Source organism: Streptomyces sp. NPDC051636 (genome assembly GCF_044453765.1).
Taxonomy (GTDB): Bacteria; Actinomycetota; Actinomycetes; order Streptomycetales; family Streptomycetaceae; genus Streptomyces.
This window is the reverse complement of record NZ_JBITDA010000018.1, coordinates 20,789-33,461: the sequence shown is the minus strand read 5'-3', so window position 1 is coordinate 33,461 and position 12,673 is coordinate 20,789. Positions and strand designations below refer to the sequence as shown.

Annotated in this window: 10 protein-coding genes; 3 read left to right on the top strand and 7 right to left on the bottom strand. The window is 73.5% G+C overall.

The features are described 5' to 3' along the window. Positions 1–60: 60 nt before the first annotated feature. Positions 61–822, bottom strand: coding sequence for a recombination regulator RecX (recX, locus tag ACIBBH_RS27475; RefSeq protein ID WP_399409028.1), 762 nt, complete (start codon positions 820–822; stop codon positions 61–63). A gap of 3 nt (positions 823–825) precedes the next feature. Continuing rightward, positions 826–1,950: a recombinase RecA gene (recA, locus tag ACIBBH_RS27470; protein ID WP_399409026.1), complete on the bottom strand. Its 1,125-nt coding sequence runs from the start codon at positions 1,948–1,950 to the stop codon at positions 826–828. A 290-nt stretch (positions 1,951–2,240) separates the two neighbouring features. Here recA and ACIBBH_RS27465 point away from each other — a divergent pair, with 290 nt between their 5' ends. Beyond that, entirely contained in the window at positions 2,241–2,984 is a 744-nt protein-coding gene (locus ACIBBH_RS27465; RefSeq protein WP_399409253.1) for a hypothetical protein, read from the top strand. Positions 2,985–3,022: 38 nt separating this feature from the next. On the opposite strand, the gene ACIBBH_RS27460 is transcribed toward ACIBBH_RS27465, so the two are convergent. Together ACIBBH_RS27460 and ACIBBH_RS27455 are read right to left on the bottom strand one after the other, a co-directional pair. Continuing rightward, positions 3,023–4,321: an AI-2E family transporter gene (locus ACIBBH_RS27460; protein ID WP_399409024.1), complete on the bottom strand. Its 1,299-nt coding sequence runs from the start codon at positions 4,319–4,321 to the stop codon at positions 3,023–3,025. 60 nt (positions 4,322–4,381) lie between these two features. Continuing rightward, positions 4,382–4,576: a DUF3046 domain-containing protein gene (locus ACIBBH_RS27455; protein WP_399409022.1), complete on the bottom strand. Its 195-nt coding sequence runs from the start codon at positions 4,574–4,576 to the stop codon at positions 4,382–4,384. A gap of 80 nt (positions 4,577–4,656) precedes the next feature. Here ACIBBH_RS27455 and ACIBBH_RS27450 point away from each other — a divergent pair, with 80 nt between their 5' ends. Continuing rightward, a complete protein-coding gene (locus ACIBBH_RS27450; protein ID WP_399409020.1) occupies positions 4,657–5,601 on the top strand; it encodes a hypothetical protein in 945 nt (314 codons plus the stop codon). 12 nt (positions 5,602–5,613) lie between these two features. Here ACIBBH_RS27450 and ACIBBH_RS27445 read toward each other — a convergent pair whose 3' ends face one another. The 3 genes from ACIBBH_RS27445 to ACIBBH_RS27435 are packed head-to-tail and all read right to left on the bottom strand — an operon-like array spanning position 5,614 to position 7,570. Then, complete coding sequence (locus ACIBBH_RS27445) at positions 5,614–5,922, bottom strand: AzlD domain-containing protein (protein ID WP_399409018.1); 309 nt, start codon at positions 5,920–5,922, stop codon at positions 5,614–5,616. Beyond that, positions 5,919–6,695 carry an AzlC family ABC transporter permease gene (locus ACIBBH_RS27440; protein ID WP_399409016.1) on the bottom strand — a complete coding sequence of 259 codons (777 nt, stop codon included), beginning with the start codon at positions 6,693–6,695 and terminating at the stop codon, positions 5,919–5,921. Before ACIBBH_RS27440 ends, ACIBBH_RS27445 begins: the two co-directional genes overlap by 4 nt. Continuing rightward, positions 6,596–7,570, bottom strand: a complete 975-nt coding sequence (locus ACIBBH_RS27435; RefSeq protein ID WP_399409014.1) for an AraC family transcriptional regulator — start codon at positions 7,568–7,570, stop codon at positions 6,596–6,598. The genes ACIBBH_RS27440 and ACIBBH_RS27435 overlap by 100 nt, the downstream gene beginning before the upstream one ends. Before the next feature lie 107 nt (positions 7,571–7,677). On the opposite strand from ACIBBH_RS27435, the gene ACIBBH_RS27430 reads away from it, so the two are divergent. Further along, positions 7,678–12,633: an ATP-dependent helicase gene (locus ACIBBH_RS27430; protein ID WP_399409012.1), complete on the top strand. Its 4,956-nt coding sequence runs from the start codon at positions 7,678–7,680 to the stop codon at positions 12,631–12,633. Positions 12,634–12,673 lie beyond the last annotated feature (40 nt).

Sequence of the window (12,673 nt, the reverse complement as noted above, 5' to 3'; positions counted from 1 at the left end):
GCACCGCCGAGGAAAAAGGCGGGAGCAGCGGGCGCCGGCGGGAGTCGTGCCCCCGGCCGGTCAGAACCCGTCGCCCTCCAGGGATTGCGCGTCCTCGCCCTCCCGCTCCAGCGCCTGTCGGACCACCCGGAGGGCCATGCCCTCGGGGTATCCCTTGCGGGCGAGCATGCCGGCGAGGCGTCGGATGCGCTTGTCGCGGTCGAGACCCCGGGTGGCTCGCAGCTTGCGGGCGACGAGGTCGCGAGCCGTCGCCTCCTCCTGCTCGGAGTCGAGCTGGGCGACCGCGTCGTCGATCAGCGCCGAGTCGACGCCCTTGGTCCGCAGTTCCTGGGCGAGAGCGCGTCTGGCCAGCCCCCGGCCGTGGTGCCGGGACTCCACCCAGGCGTCCGCGAAGGCACTGTCGTTGATCAGGCCGACCTCCTCGAACCGTGACAGCACCTCCTCCGCCACGTCCTCGGGGATCTCCCGCTTGCGCAGGGCGTCCGCGAGTTGCTTGCGCGTGCGCGGGGTCCCGGTGAGCAGGCGCAGGCAGATCGCCCGCGCCCGCTCAGCCGGGTCCCCTGAAGACTCCCCCCGCTCGGCCCTCGACGAGGAAGGGGCGCCTTCGTCTTCCCTGGACGCCGACGGCTCCCCGAAGCCGCGCCGACGGCGCCCACGACCACCGCGAGTCCCGGCGCCACGCGAGCCGTCGCTCTCGTACGCCCGGTCGTCCCCGTTCCCGCCGCCGTCCAGGGCGGAGCCCGTGTCGCCCCCGGCGCCCCTCCCCCGTGGGGCACCGGGGGAGGCGTACTCGTACTCGGCCCAGTCGGTTCGTCGTGTCACGGGTCAGCTCTTGGCAGCGGCGGCCTTGGGCTTGGTGGCCTTGGCGGCCGCGGCGGGCACCGTCTTGGCGGCGTCGTCCGTGGCGGCACCGGCCGCCGCGTCCGCGCCCGGCTCGGCGGTGGGCTCCTCCGGCCGCACGCCCACGCCCAGCTTCTCCTTGATCTTCTTCTCGATCTCGTTGGCCAGGTCGGGGTTGTCCTTCAGGAAGTTGCGCGCGTTCTCCTTGCCCTGGCCGAGCTGGTCGCCCTCGTACGTGTACCAGGCGCCGGCCTTGCGGACGAAGCCGTGCTCGACGCCCATGTCGATCAGGCCGCCCTCGCGGCTGATGCCCTGGCCGTAGAGGATGTCGAACTCGGCCTGCTTGAAGGGCGGCGCGACCTTGTTCTTGACCACCTTGCAGCGGGTGCGGTTGCCGACCGCCTCCGTGCCGTCCTTCAGGGTCTCGATGCGGCGGATGTCGATGCGCACCGAGGCGTAGAACTTCAGCGCCCGGCCACCGGTCGTGGTCTCCGGGGAGCCGAACATCACGCCGATCTTCTCGCGCAGCTGGTTGATGAAGATCGCGGTGGTCTTGGACTGGTTGAGCGCGCTGGTGATCTTCCGCAGGGCCTGGCTCATCAGACGGGCCTGCAGACCGACGTGGCTGTCACCCATCTCGCCCTCGATCTCCGCGCGCGGGACGAGCGCGGCGACGGAGTCGATGACGATGAGGTCGAGGGCGCCGGAGCGGACCAGCATGTCCACGATCTCCAGGGCCTGCTCTCCGTTGTCCGGCTGGGAGAGGATCAGGTTGTCGATGTCCACGCCGAGCTTGCGCGCGTACTCGGGGTCGAGGGCGTGCTCCGCGTCCACGAAGGCGACCTGGCCGCCGGCCTTCTGCGCGTTGGCCACCGCGTGCAGGGTCAGGGTGGTCTTACCGGAGGACTCCGGCCCGTAGATCTCCACCACACGGCCACGCGGCAGGCCACCGACGCCGAGCGCGACGTCGAGTGCGGTCGACCCGGTCGGGATGACCTCGATGGGCTCCTTCGACCGCTCGCCCATGCGCATGACCGCGCCCTTGCCGAATTGCCGTTCAATCTGTGCGAGCGCGGCGTCGAGCGCCTTCTCGCGGTCGGTTCCTGCCATGGGTTCCACCCGGTTTGCTTGAGTCGATCGCTTCACGTCAAAGACGCTAACGCCTGCCACTGACAATGCGCCCCGACGTCGGCCCGGCCTGTGGATAACCGGGGGACTTCTCCGCCCAAACCATGTCGAAATCCCCGCCTGGAGCCTCGCCCGAGCCTCCATAAGAATGCATGTTCGATTTTCGTGTCAAGCTGCGCCACGCGGCCGGGCGACCGCTACTCCGCGCGGTGTACGAGGGGTGTCTTCGGCCGTACGACGACCGCGCGGGCCGCTCCCGGGAGCCTTGGGCCATGAAGAACCCGCTCCCCGCCGAACGCGTGTGTCACGCGACCGGTGTGCTCCTCGTCCTGTCCGGTCTCGCGCACCTGCTGGTGTTCGCGGTCGACGGCGGCCCCTGGGAGGGGCCCGTCTCCTGGCGCAAGCCCGTCACCTTCGGGCTCTCCTTCGGGGTGACGCTGATCGCGGTCACCTGGGTCACGTCGTACCTGCGCCTCGGTCCGCGGCTGCGCACCGTCCTGCTCGTGGTGTTCGCCGCCGACTGCGTGGTGGAGGCGGGCGGCATCACGCTCCAGGCGTGGCGCCGGGTGCCCTCGCATCTCAATATGGAGACCCCCTTCGACACGGCGGTGTCCATGACGCTGGCGGTGGGCGGCGGTGTCCTCGTGGTGCTGCTCACGGTCTTCGCGGTCGCGTCCTTCCGACACCGGCCGACGGGCCCCGCCGGGATGCCGCTCGCGGTGCGCTCCGGGTTCGCGATCCTGCTCGTGGCGCTGGCCTCGGGCGCCGCGATGATCGCGCGCGGTGTCGCGCTCACCCGGACCGGCCATCAGGAGGCGGCCTACCACTCGACGGCCCCGCTCAAGCCGCTGCACGGGGTGAGTCTGCACGCCGTCCTGGTCCTGCCGGCGCTGGCCTGGCTGCTGTCCCGCACCGCCTGGAGCGAGCGGGTCCGGCAGCGGATCGTGACGGCGGCGGTGGGCTGCTGTGCGGCCGCCGTCGCAGGGGCAGGGGTGTGGGCGGTCCTGACGTACTGAGGCACGTACTCGCCCCCGCTCCGCTGCCCGGCTCGCCCTCAGGAAGAGCCGCCGCCCTCCTCGGAGGTCCCCAAACCGGTCTCCGCCGGCTGCGCCCCGGACACCGCCGCCTCCGGCCGCCGCGTCCCCAGCCCCCGCGCGCGCGTGAGCAGGCCCGGGCCGCCCGCCCCCCTTCTGCGGTGCCCGTGGACCCGGGGGTCGTCCGTGACGGCGTACCGCTTCACGTACGCGCCCAGGAAGGCCTGGAGCGTGGCGACCGCGGGGATGGCGATCAGCGCGCCGACGGCGCCGAGCAGCGCGGTGCCCGCGATGACCGAGCCGAAGGCGACCGCCGGGTGGATGTCGACGGTCTTCGAGGTCAGCTTGGGCTGCAGCATGTAGTTCTCGAACTGCTGGTAGATCACGACGAACACCAGCACCCACACCGCGTACCAGGGATTGACGGTGAACGCGATCAGCATGGGCAGCGCGCCGGCGAGATAGGTGCCGATGGTCGGGATGAACTGCGAGACCAGACCCACCCAGACGCCGAGCACGGGCGCGTACGGCACGCCCAGGGCCTGGAGCAGGATGTAGTGCGCTATCCCCGATATGAGTGCCATGAGGCCGCGCGAGTACAGATAGCCGCCGGTCTTGTCGACGGCGATCTCCCAGGCGCGCAGCACCTCGGCCTGGCGGGCGGGCGGCAGTACGGAGCAGATGGTCCGGCGCAGTCGCGGGCCGTCGGCGGCGAAGTAGAACGAGAACAGCGTGATCGTCAGCAGCTGGAACAGGCCGCCGAGCACCTGCGCGGACACGTCGAGCACCCCGGCGGCGCTGTTCTGCGCGTACTTGCGCAGCCAGTCGGAGTGGAGCAGGCCCTCCTGGACGTCGACCCGTCTGAGCTCGGTGTGGAAGGTCTGGTTGACCCAGTGGATGACCGAGTCGAGGTACTGCGGGAATCCCTCGACCATCTTGATGATCTGGCCCGCGAGCATCGAACCGAGCAGCGTGACGAACCCCGCGGTCACGATCATCAGGCCGAGGAAGACCAGGAAGGTGGCGAGCCCCCGGCGCATGCCACGGGCGGCCATCCGGCTCACCGCCGGTTCTATGGCGAGGGCCAGGAAGAACGCGATGAGTATGTTGATCAGCAGGCCGGTCAGCTGGTGGAAGGCCCAGCTGCCCAGCTGGAAGGCGGCGATGAGCGCGAGCGCGAGCACCATGGCGCGCGGCAGCCAGCGCGGCATGCGGGCGACCGGCCCGGCGGCGCCCTCGGCCGGGGGCCGGGCGGGCGGCGTCGTACCGGGCGGGGATACGTGCTGGGCGGTCTGCCCTGTGTCGTCAGTGGGTGCCACGGTGCAAGTCTCGCCCACGCCACCGACAACCCGTCACCGCCCTGCGCTCTTCGTGACGGATCAGCGCTTCTCCCCCGGAACGTTCATGACGGCGCAGACCACGCGCCACACGTCCTTGGCGTCCCAGCCGGCGTCCAGCGCCTGGTGCACCGTGCGCTCGCCGAGCTCCGACATCACATGATCGCGCGCGAAGGTGTCGGCATACCCAGGACCGAAGTGTTCCGCCATCCGCTGCCAGAAGACCGTCAACCGCATGCCCCCAGTATCCCGCCCTGAGGGTGGGCCCCCGCCCGGGACCGCTTGCCGAGACCGCTTTCCGCCCTACGGTCTGACGCATGCCCGAAACAGGAGCTTCCCCACTCCCCCCTGCACCCCCGGCGCGCTCCCCGCTCTTCCGCGCCGAGCAGTTCGTCTGGCTCACCGCGCGCGTGCTGGAGCAGCGCCTCTTCGCGTACCACTTCCTGAGCGGCGGCGCCGATCCCGTGGAGACGGCGCTGGACGCCTACCGCAACGAGGACGGCGGGTACGGCCACGCCCTGGAGCCCGATCTGCGCGGCCCGGTCAGCCAGCCGCTGCACACCGGCCACGCGCTGCGCGTGCTGGACGCCATCGGGCGGTGCGGGGGGCAGCGGGTGGAGCGCGTGTGCCGCTATCTGACCTCCGTGTCCACCGCGGACGGCGCCCTGCCCGCCGTCCATCCCAGTCAGCGCGACTATCCGGCGGCCCCGTTCGTCCCGATCGTCGACGACCCGCCCGGCGAAGTCCTCGCCACCGGGCCGGTGGTGGGCCTGCTGCACCGCAACGGGGTGTGGCACGCCTGGCTGTTCCGGGCCACCGACTTCTGCTGGCAGGCCGTGGAGTCCCTGGAGAAGTCCCACCCCTACGAGATCGAGGCCGCGGTGGCCTTCCTGGACTCGGCACCCGACCGCCCGCGCGCGGAGGCGGCCGCCGACCGCCTCGGGCGCCTGGTGCGCGAGCATCGGCTGGCCGCGCTGGACCCGGAGCGCCTCGAGGAGTACCCGGTGGCGCCGGGCTACGCCGCGGGCGAGCACCACTTCCCGCACGACTTCGCCAGGACTCCGCACTCCCTCGCGCGCGCGTGGTTCACCGACGACGAGATGGCCCGCTCCCTGAACTTCCTCGCCGCCGCCCAGCAGGAGGACGGCGGCTGGCCCGTCCGGTGGCGCCAGTGGGCCCCGGGCACCGCCCTGGAGGCGCGGCCCATGGTGACGATCGACGCCCTGCGCACCCTCAGGGCGTACGGCCGCTTCGTGGGCTGATCCGCGTCCCGTTCACCCGCCCATGGCCCGCACGCCGGCCGTCACCACCACGGCGGCCGCGACGACCAGCAGGAACGGAGCGCGCACCAGCAGCGCCCCGACGGCCGCCGCGAGCCCCGCGGCCCGGGCGTCGAGCACGAGCGCGTGCCCGTCCGCGAACGTCTGCTGGGCGGTGAGGGCGGCCAGCAGGGCGACGGGCAGCAGCGCGGCCAGCCGTCTCACCAGCGGCCGCTCGAGGGCGCCCGCGGGCACGAGCAGGCCGGCGAGCTTGACGGCGTAGCAGCCGAGGGCGGTGGCACCGATCGCCATCCAGGTGTTCAACGGTCTTCCTCTTCCGCGTCTCGTGCGTCCTGGTCTCCGCGTTCCGCGCCGGCAGGGGTACGTCCCTTGCGGCGGCCCCGGGCCCACAGGACGGCCGGTGCCGCGAGCGCGGCCAGCAGAACGGGCACGCCGGCCGGCAGAGCGGGCAGCAGGCCGAGCCCCAGCAGCACGGCCAGGGCGGCGACCGCCCGCTCGGTGGTGGTCCGCACCATGGGAGCGAGCAGCGCCAGGAAGACGGCCGGCCCGGCCGCGTCCAGGCCCCAGGCGTCGGTGTCCCCGATGGCCTTGGCGCCCAGCGCGCCGAGCAGCGTGGTGAGGTTCCACAGCAGATAGAGGCTGAGCCCGGTGACGGTGAACCCGAGGCGGGCGCTGCGCCGCGTCGGCTGCGCCAGTGCCACCGCCGTGGTCTCGTCGATCACCCACTGCGCGGCGAACGGCCGCACCGCGCGCGGGAGGGACAGCACCTGTGACAGGCGCAGCCCGTAGAACGCGTTGCGCACCCCGAGGAAGAAGGCGCCCGCGGCCGCCGTCAACGGGTTGCCCCCGGCCGCGAGCGCCCCCACCAGGGCGAACTGGGAGGCGCCGGTGAACACCAGGAGGCTGAGCGCACAGGTCTGCGCCAGTCCCAGCCCACTGCCGGCCGAGGTCACCCCGAAGGCGAACCCGGACAGTCCTACGGCGACTCCGACGCCGAGGGCGTCCCGGACGACGGCGGTATCCGGTTTCCCGCCGCCGTCGGCATCTGTGTCTGCGAAAGCTGTCTGTTCTTGCACGCGTTCTTCCACGCGTCGGACGCTATGAGGCTCCCTGGCGACCGGTCTTGTACGTTCTTGCGCTCCCGCTGGTACGCCCCCGGCGGCACGCCGATGATCCGGGCGAAGTGGCGGTTGAGGTGCGGCTGGTCGGCGAACCCGACGGCGAGGGCGGCCTCGGCGGGCGTCGTCCCCCCGTCCAGCAGGTGCCGGGCCCTGCGCACCCTGGCGTCGGTCAGCCAGGCGTGCGGCGGCATTCCGTAGGCGTCGCGGAACGCCCGCAGCAGCGCGAACGGGCTGGTGCCGAGCTCGGTGGCCAGCCGCTCCAGGGTCGGCGGACCGGCCATCCGCTCCTCCAGCACGGCACGCGCGCGTGCGGCGATCCGGGCCCCGGCCGTCCGCACCTCCCGCCGGGGCAGGGGCCCGCCGTTCAACCGCAGCAGCCGGGTCACGGCGACCCGCAGCAGCGTGTCGGCGGCCAGCGCGTTGCCCTCCTCGGCGGCGCGCAGCACCTGGTGCACCAGGCGGACGGTGTACGGATCGTCCAGCACCGGGCTGACGAAACCGGGCGTACCCCGGATCGCCGTCGTCTCGGCCGCGATCCCGGCCACCACCTCGGGCGACGGATAGACCGCCCCGTACCGCCAGCCTTCCGGAACTCCCGCCCGCCCGGTGTGCGGGGTGTCCGGATTGACCAGCGCGAGCGCCCCGGCACCTGCGTACTGGTCGGACCCGCGGTGATGGAAGACCTCGACACCGTCGGCGATGGCCGCGATCACGAAGTTCTCATGGGTGTGCCGCACGAAGGTCTTGCGGATGTACCGCGCCCGCAGCAGATCGACACCGGGCAGCTCCGCGTACCGCCAGTGCCGCGCCAGCTCACCCGATCCCGCCATACGGCCATTCTCCGCCACGGCCGCCGCACCCCGGGCGGCACTCCCCGCAGCGGAGTGCGTTTGCCCAGGTCAGGCCGATTGTCAGAGCCGGGGTGCAGGATGGACGCATGGTCAGCTCCGCACACCGAGCCCTCGACGGCTTCTCCCCCGCGACCCGCGGCTGGTTCACGGGGGCCTTCTCCGCGCCCACCGCGGCCCAGGCGGGCGCGTGGCAGGCCATCCGGGAGGGCTCCGACGTGCTGGTGGTCGCCCCGACCGGCTCCGGCAAGACGCTGGCCGCGTTCCTCGCCGCCCTCGACCAGCTGGCCTCGACGCCTCCCCCGGCCGACCCGAGGAAGCGCTGCCGCGTGCTGTACGTGTCGCCGCTGAAGGCCCTCGCGGTCGACGTGGAGCGCAACCTGCGCAGCCCCCTGACCGGCATCCGCCAGGAATCCGTGCGCCTGGGCCTGCCCGAGCCCGAGGTCAAGGTCGGCATCCGCTCCGGCGACACCCCGGCCGCCGAGCGCCGTGCCCTGTCCACCCGCCCGCCGGACATCCTGATCACTACCCCCGAGTCCCTGTTCCTGATGCTGACGTCGGCCACGCGGGACGCGCTGACCGGCGTGGAGACGGTGATCCTGGACGAGGTGCACGCGGTCGCGGGCACCAAGCGCGGTGCGCACCTCGCGCTCTCCCTGGAGCGCCTGGACGAGCTGCTGCCGAGGCCCGCCCGCCGCATCGGCCTGTCCGCGACCGTCCGCCCGGTCGACGAGGTGGCCCGCTACCTGTCGCCGCGCCGCAAGGTGGAGATCGTCCAGCCGGAGTCCGGCAAGGAGTTCGACCTCTCCGTGGTGGTCCCCGTGGAGGACCTGGGCGAGCTGGGCGGATCCCCGGTCGCCGACGGCGGTGAGGGCGCGGAGCGGCCGTCGATCTGGCCGCACGTCGAGGAGCGGATCACCGACCTGGTCCAGTCCCATCGCTCCACGATCGTCTTCGCCAACTCCCGCCGTCTCGCGGAGCGCCTGTGCAACCGGCTCAACGAGATCGCGTACGAGCGGGTGACCGGCGAGTCACTGGACGAACATCACTCGCCGGCCGAGCTCATGGGCGGCTCCGGCGCGGCCCACGGCGCGCCCCCGGTCATCGCCCGCGCCCACCACGGCTCGGTCTCCAAGGAGCAGCGCGCCCTCGTCGAAGAGGACCTCAAGGCGGGCCGCCTCCCGGCCGTGGTCGCCACCTCCAGCCTCGAACTGGGCATCGACATGGGTGCCGTGGACCTCGTCGTCCAGGTCGAGTCCCCGCCCTCCGTCGCCTCCGGCCTGCAGCGCGTCGGCCGCGCGGGACACCAGGTGGGCGCGGTCTCCACCGGCGTGGTCTTCCCCAAGTACCGCGGCGACCTCGTCCAGGCCGCCGTGGTCACCGAGCGGATGCGCTCCGGCTCCATCGAGTCCCTGAAGGTCCCCGCCAACCCCCTGGACGTACTCGCCCAGCAACTGGTCGCAATGACGGCGCTGGACAGCTGGCAGTTCGACGACCTGCTCGCCACGATCCGCCGCGCCGCCCCCTTCGCGTCGCTGCCCGAATCCGCGTTCACGGCCGTCCTGGACATGCTCGCGGGCCGCTACCCGTCCGACGCCTTCGCCGAGCTGCGCCCGCGCGTGGTGTGGGACCGCGTGACCGGCACCCTCACCGGCCGCCCGGGCGCGCAGCGCCTCGCCGTCACCTCCGGGGGCACCATCCCCGACCGCGGGCTCTTCGGGGTCTTCCTCGCCGGTTCCGACCCCAAGAAGGGCGGCGGCCGCGTCGGCGAGCTCGATGAGGAGATGGTCTACGAGTCCCGGGTCGGCGACGTCTTCACATTGGGCACGAGCTCCTGGCGCATCGAGGACATCACGCGCGACCGCGTCCTGGTCTCACCCGCGCCGGGCGTGCCGGGCCGACTGCCCTTCTGGAAGGGCGACCAGCTGGGCCGCCCGCTCGAACTGGGCCGCGCGGTGGGCGCGTTCCTGCGCGAGGTCGGATCCCTGCCCAAGGACGACGCCCGGCTCAGGCTGCTGGCGGCCGGCCTGGACGCGTGGGCGGCGGACAACGTCCTGTCGTACCTGGACGAGCAGCGCGAGGCCTGCGGCCACGTCCCGGACGACCGCACGATCGTCGTGGAGCGCTTCCGTGACGAACTCGGCGACTGGCGCGTGGTCGTGCACTCCCCCTTCGGCGCCCAGGTGCACGCCCCGTGGGCGCTCGCGCTCGGCGCCCGTCTGTCCGAGCGGTACGGCATGGACGCGCAGGTCATGCACGCCGACGACGGCATCGTGCTGCGCCTGCCGGACGCCGACCTCATGGGCCTGGACCTGCTCGACCAGGAGCCCACGAAGGCGGGCACGGAGTTCGACACCGACCAGGCGCCCGTCGGCGCGGCGGACGTCGCCTTCGACAAGGGCGACGTCGACCAGATCGTCACCGACCAGGTGGGCGGCTCGGCGCTGTTCGCCTCCCGCTTCCGCGAGTGCGCCGCCCGCGCCCTGCTGCTGCCGCGCCGCAACCCCGGCAAGCGCACCCCGCTGTGGCAGCAGCGCCAGCGCGCCGCGCAACTGCTCCAAGTGGCCAGCGAGTTCGGCTCGTTCCCCATCGTCCTGGAGGCGGTCCGCGAGTGCCTCCAGGACGTCTTCGACGTCCCCGGGCTCGTCGAGCTGATGGGCGACATCGAGGCCCGCAAGGTCCGCCTGGTCGAGGTCACCACACCGGAGCCCTCCCCCTTCGCCCGCTCCCTCCTCTTCGGGTACGTCGCGCAGTTCCTGTACGAGGGTGACTCCCCGCTCGCCGAGCGCCGCGCCGCCGCCCTGTCCCTGGACTCGCGGCTGCTGGCCGAGCTGCTGGGCCAGGCGGAGCTGCGCGAACTGCTCGACGCGGAAGTGCTGACCGAGCTGGAGCGGGAGCTGCAGTGGCTCACCGAGGACCGCCGCGTCAAGGACGTCGAAGGCGTCGCGGACGTACTGCGCGTGCTCGGGCCGCTCACCGACGCCGAGCTGGTCGAGCGGGGCGCCGAGCCGCAGTGGGCGCGGGAGCTGGCAGGCGCCCGCCGCGCCATCCCGGTCCGGATCGCCGGAGCCGAGCACTGGGCGGCGATCGAGGACGCGGGCCGCCTGCGCGACGCCCTCGGCACGGCCCTGCCGGTCGGCGTCCCCGAGGCGTTCATGGAGCCGGTGAAGGACCCGCTGGGCGACCTGCTCGCCCGCTACGCCCGCACCCGCGGCCCCTTCACGTCGGCCACGGCGGCGGCCCGCTTCGGCCTGGGCGTGGCGGTCACGGACGGGGCCCTGCAGCGGCTGGCCGCGAACGGGCGTGTCCTGCAAGGCGAGTTCCACCCGGCGGGCATCGGCCAGGAGTGGTGCGACGCGGCGGTCCTGCGCCGCCTGCGCCGCCGGTCCCTGGCCGCCCTGCGGCACGAGCTGGAGCCGGTGCCGCCCGCCGCGCTGGCGCAGTTCCTGCCGCAGTGGCAGCACATCGGCAAGGGCCACGGTCTGCGCGGCGTCGACGGACTGGTGCGCGCCGTCGAGCAGTTGCAGGGCGCCTCCGTGCCCGCGTCCGCACTGGAGAAGCTGGTCCTGCCGGCACGTGTGGCGAACTACACCCCGTCGATGCTCGACGAACTCACCGCCGCCGGTGAGGTGGTGTGGGCGGGCGCGGGCGCGCTGCCCGGCAAGGACGGCTGGGTCTCCCTCTACCTGGCGGACGCGGCCCCGCTGCTCCTGCCGCCGCCCCACCCGCTGGAGCTGACCGCCCTGCACCAGTCCGTCCTGGACGCCCTCTCAGGGGGCTACGGCCTGTTCTTCCGCCAGATCGCCGACCAGGTCCGCGCCACCACCCACCCCGACGTGACCGACCCCCAACTGGCCGACACCGTCTGGGACCTGGCCTGGTCCGGCCGGCTCACCAACGACACGCTCGCCCCGATGCGCTCTCTGCTCGGCTCCGGCCGTACCGCGGGCTCCACGGCCCACCGCGCCAAGCGCGCCGTCCCGCGCGGGCGCTACGGTTCCCTGACGGCCGCCGCCCGCCCGGCCTCCCGCAGCGGACCGCCGACCGTCGCGGGCCGCTGGTCCCTGCTCCCGGGGCGCGAGCCGGACCGGACCGTGCGCGCCCACGCCCTGGCCCGCGCCCTCCTCGACCGGCACGGCGTGGTGACCCGGGGCGCGGTTGCCGCCGAGGGCGTCGAGGGCGGCTTCTCGGCCGTGTACCGCGTCCTGTCGGCCTTCGAGGAGAGCGGCCAGGCCCGGCGCGGCTATGTGGTGGAGGGACTGGGCGCCGCGCAGTTCGCGATGGACGGCGCGGTGGACCGCCTGCGCGCGGTCTCCAACGCCCGCGAGCGGGGCGACGGGCTGCCCGGCACGGGATTCCCCGGCGCGGCCTCCCAGGCCTTCACGCGTACCGGTCCCCGGCCCTTCGGCGCACCCGACGGCCATCCGGACCCCGACCCCTTCGACCAGGGCGCCGGCGAACACGGCATCGCCGACTTCACCGGCGACTTCGACTGGCCGGCCGACCACCCCACCGCCCCCGGCGATTACGTCTCCCCCCGAGACATCGCCTCCGACTACTCCTCACCCGGCTACGGCGGCCCCCGGGGCGGCCCCGCCTCCCCGTACGGCTCCGGTTACGGCGCCCCCCGTACCCGTACCCCCTCGGCCCCCGACTCCCGGGCGGTCGTCCTGGCCGCGGCCGATCCGGCGAACGCCTACGGCGCGGCCCTGCACTGGCCCGAGCCGCCGGCCGGGGCGGGACACAAGCCGGGCCGCAAGGCGGGCTCGCTGGTCGTGCTCGTCGACGGCGAGCTGACGCTGTACATGGAGCGCGGTGGCAAGACGCTGCTGGCCTGGCCCGCCGCACCGGACACGGAAGCCCCCGACGACCCCCGCCTGCGCGCCGCCGCGGACGCCCTGGCGGCCGCCGCCCGCGCGGGCACCCTCGGCACGGTCACGGTCGAGCGCGTCAACGGCGCCTCGGCCCTCACCTCCCCCATCGGCGCACTCCTGGAAGGAGCGGGATTCATCGCCACCCCGCGCGGCCTGCGGCTCAGAGCATGACCAGCGGGGCAACCCGCCACCCCCCGCGGGTCACCCCACA